Genomic DNA, 3,012 nt, shown 5'->3' on the forward strand with positions numbered 1-3,012 from the left:
TCGCCGGGCTGCGTGAGTTTGCTAGTCGTGGTGAGGTGAGTCAAGGGCGCTTCGCGGCCCTTCGGGCTCGAACGAGTTCGACCCTTGACACACCTCACCACGACCAGGGAAGGACGCAGCTACGCCCGGAGCCGCTGAGAACTACGGCCACAATTCAGGGATTTTCGCCGAGGGGTGCCGCCCGGGTGACTCCGTGAGGTGGCCGGGTCGGGGATTCGGTGGGGCCGCCGCCCGGGTGGTTCGCGGAGCCGACAGACGGCTTTCCGCAGAGCGGCCCGGGGCCGATCCGGCCGGCAGGACGAAGGCCCGGACCTCCACCACTCAGCAACCTCCCGCCAGTGCCCCCGCCGGAGCGGCTCCACGCCTGTGCTGGCGCCTGGCTGGGAGGTTCCGGTGCCTGGCCGGGAGGTTACTGAGTGCTGGGCGTCCGGGGCACCCGCTGCTGAACCACCTAGCGGAACGCGCACACCACCAGGCGGACCAGCCAGTGAACCGCCCGGCCGATAGCCGCCTGCTCGACCGATACCGCCCTACAGACCGGCATCGGTCCAACGACCCGGCATCCGACCGGGCGCGCCCACCGCCGATACCGGGTTGTTCGACCGATAGCGCCCAGTAGACCGGTATCGGCCCCACAAACCGGCAGCCGACCGAACCACGCCACCATCTCCAGCACGGCCACCACCCGGACCTACAGAACCCGCCGACCCCACCCGGGAAACCGGTTACTGGACAGGGTTTCGCGACTTCTGTAGGTCCGGATGGGGCCACCCCGCAAACGCGGCACCACCCGGGCCGACGGAACCACCGCAATCGCCGAACATCCCGCACGAACCACCCGGGCGGACGGGATCCCCTGGATGCAGCTCATACCTCTGCGCGGGATCCGCGTAGCTGCGTCCTTCCCTGGCCGAGGTGGTGGGTGTCAAGGGTCGAACTTGTTCGAGCCCGAAGGGCCGCGAAGCGCCCTTGATACCCACCACCTCGGCTAGCACCATCACGCAGCGGAGACCGCGCAACCACACTGCCAATGCACCGGCGCAACCACAGCCCCAATGCGCCCGCGCAACCACATCACCAATGCACTCGATAGAACCGCCTTGGCCACGCGGCTGGCCCAGAGTGGTTGCTATGAGCAACTATTGGGTCGCCGTCGGTGCGGACCGCTTCCGGAGGTGTCTGCGGATTGTCTGGATCAGCGCGATGACGGCGAGGATGGCGGAGATCACGAAGGCGTAGGCACCTGCCTCGGGTCCGTCGGTTGAAGAGACGGATGCACTGAAGACGCCGATCGCGAAGAACAGCGTGAGGGCGGTCCCGGCGATGCCGGTCACCAGGTCCTTGGGATTCTGCCGCCGGCTCAGCACGCCCGATGCAACCAGCAGGGCACACGTGCCTAGCACCAGGAGGACAGCCAGGTACCCGCCGCCGCCGAGGAGGAACGGGGCGAGGATCTGCACGACTGCCGCGCTGATCCAGAGTACGAACGAAGCGCTGTTCTTCGATGTCGGTTTGATGGGCGAGGCAGGCTTGTACTCCGCTGTCGCGGGCTGAGCTTGCTTCCCGGCCGCGGGATTCGGTGAGACCTTCTGCCGAGGCGCCTTTGACCAGAGAGCGGGCTGCTTCACCGGCCGGGGGCCCTGCGCTGACGCAGGTGGCAGCTGCTGCGCTGATGCGGATGGAGGCTGCTGCGAGGACTCAGGGCGCGGTCGAGCCTGCGGGGGCGAACCTGCCGGCGCAAAGCTGGCTTTCGCCGACGGCGATGACTCCGGCTGTGGAGTCCCTTGTTTTGGGGGCTTTTGGGCTGGCGTCGGTGCAGGTGCCGCGGGGGCGGTGGCGGTGACGTGGATGTCTGTGGTGCCGGTGGGGCCGGCTACCTCGATGTAGCTGTCGGCTGCAGTGGGGGTGTCGATGGTTAGGGTCAGGCGGTCGCCGATCTGGCGGATCTTGATCCAGTCGGGGCTCGTCTCCACCCGGGCTGCGATAGCCAGTACTGATCCACCGAGGACGATCTCCATCGACGTCGGCGTACCGGCTGCAACCTCGACTACTGCCGGCGTTGCTGTCAGGCGGACCCGACGCAGGGTCGTCGTAGCCGCCTCCGACAGCGAGCGGCTGTCGTCGTCGACGAGATACTGCAACGCCTGTACTGCGGCGAGCGCCGTCGGGGGATCCGCCTCGTCGAGGAGTTCGGACAGCACGTGGACCGCGCCGAGGCGGCTGATGCGGTCGCCCGCGAGTGCTGTCTGGACCGCGACCGGCAACGTCGACGGGACCACCCGCCGGAGCGGCGATCGCGCAACCACGATGTCGCCACGCGTCCCGAAGGACCACATGTGGGGGGTTTGCTGCGGACTCACCCGGCGGACGTGGCGTTCGGCGTACGCGAAGAGCTCGTGGACGCTGATCAGGCCGGTGCCGTCGCTGTCGGCGTCGCCGGTCGAGATGCCCTGCACGATCGCGGAGGTGAACACGGACGGTTCGACCTGGCCAGCGTCTGTCAGGTCGCCGCTCTCGAAGGCGTACTCGACCGCGCTCGACGCGGTGATCACCACCCGCCCGGCCCCTTCGGCCAGCTCGTTCTGCCCGAACGAGTCCAGCACCGGTACGTCGGACCCGGCGCGCGCCAGCATTCCCCGCTCGAACGCGCCGCCGTAACAACAGTCCAGGAACAACGCGATGCTGCGAGCCCGGCTGGCCCGCATCCGCCGGGCGACGAAATCTGCCGGCAGACCGGTGGATGCCAGCATCGAGGCGCGGGTGTCGGTCGCGGCCAGGTAGAGGTCGTTGGCGTCGTCCTTGAGACCGTGGCAGGAGAAGTGCACCAGCAGTTCGTCGGTCCGGCCGGCTCCGGAGAAGAAGGAGTCGAGCTGCTCCCGCAACTCCTGGACCTCGGCATTGCGGACCACGGTGACGTCGAACTGCCCGATCGCGGGATCCCCGAGCACCTCGGTCAGCGCGGCCGCGTCCTGTCCGGGACTACGGAGTGCTCGGAGCCCCGGGTCCCGGTAG

At 68.4% G+C, this 3,012-nt stretch carries 1 protein-coding gene; it reads right to left on the reverse strand.

What is annotated here, in order from left to right:
- Positions 1-1,139: 1,139 nt before the first annotated feature.
- Positions 1,140-3,012 (reverse strand): caspase, EACC1-associated type (locus VFG33_RS40525; RefSeq protein ID WP_325058362.1); only part of this gene is annotated, 1,873 nt, incomplete at its 5' end.

The organism is Kribbella sp. (genome assembly GCF_035687465.1).
Classification (GTDB): Bacteria; Actinomycetota; Actinomycetes; order Propionibacteriales; family Kribbellaceae; genus Kribbella.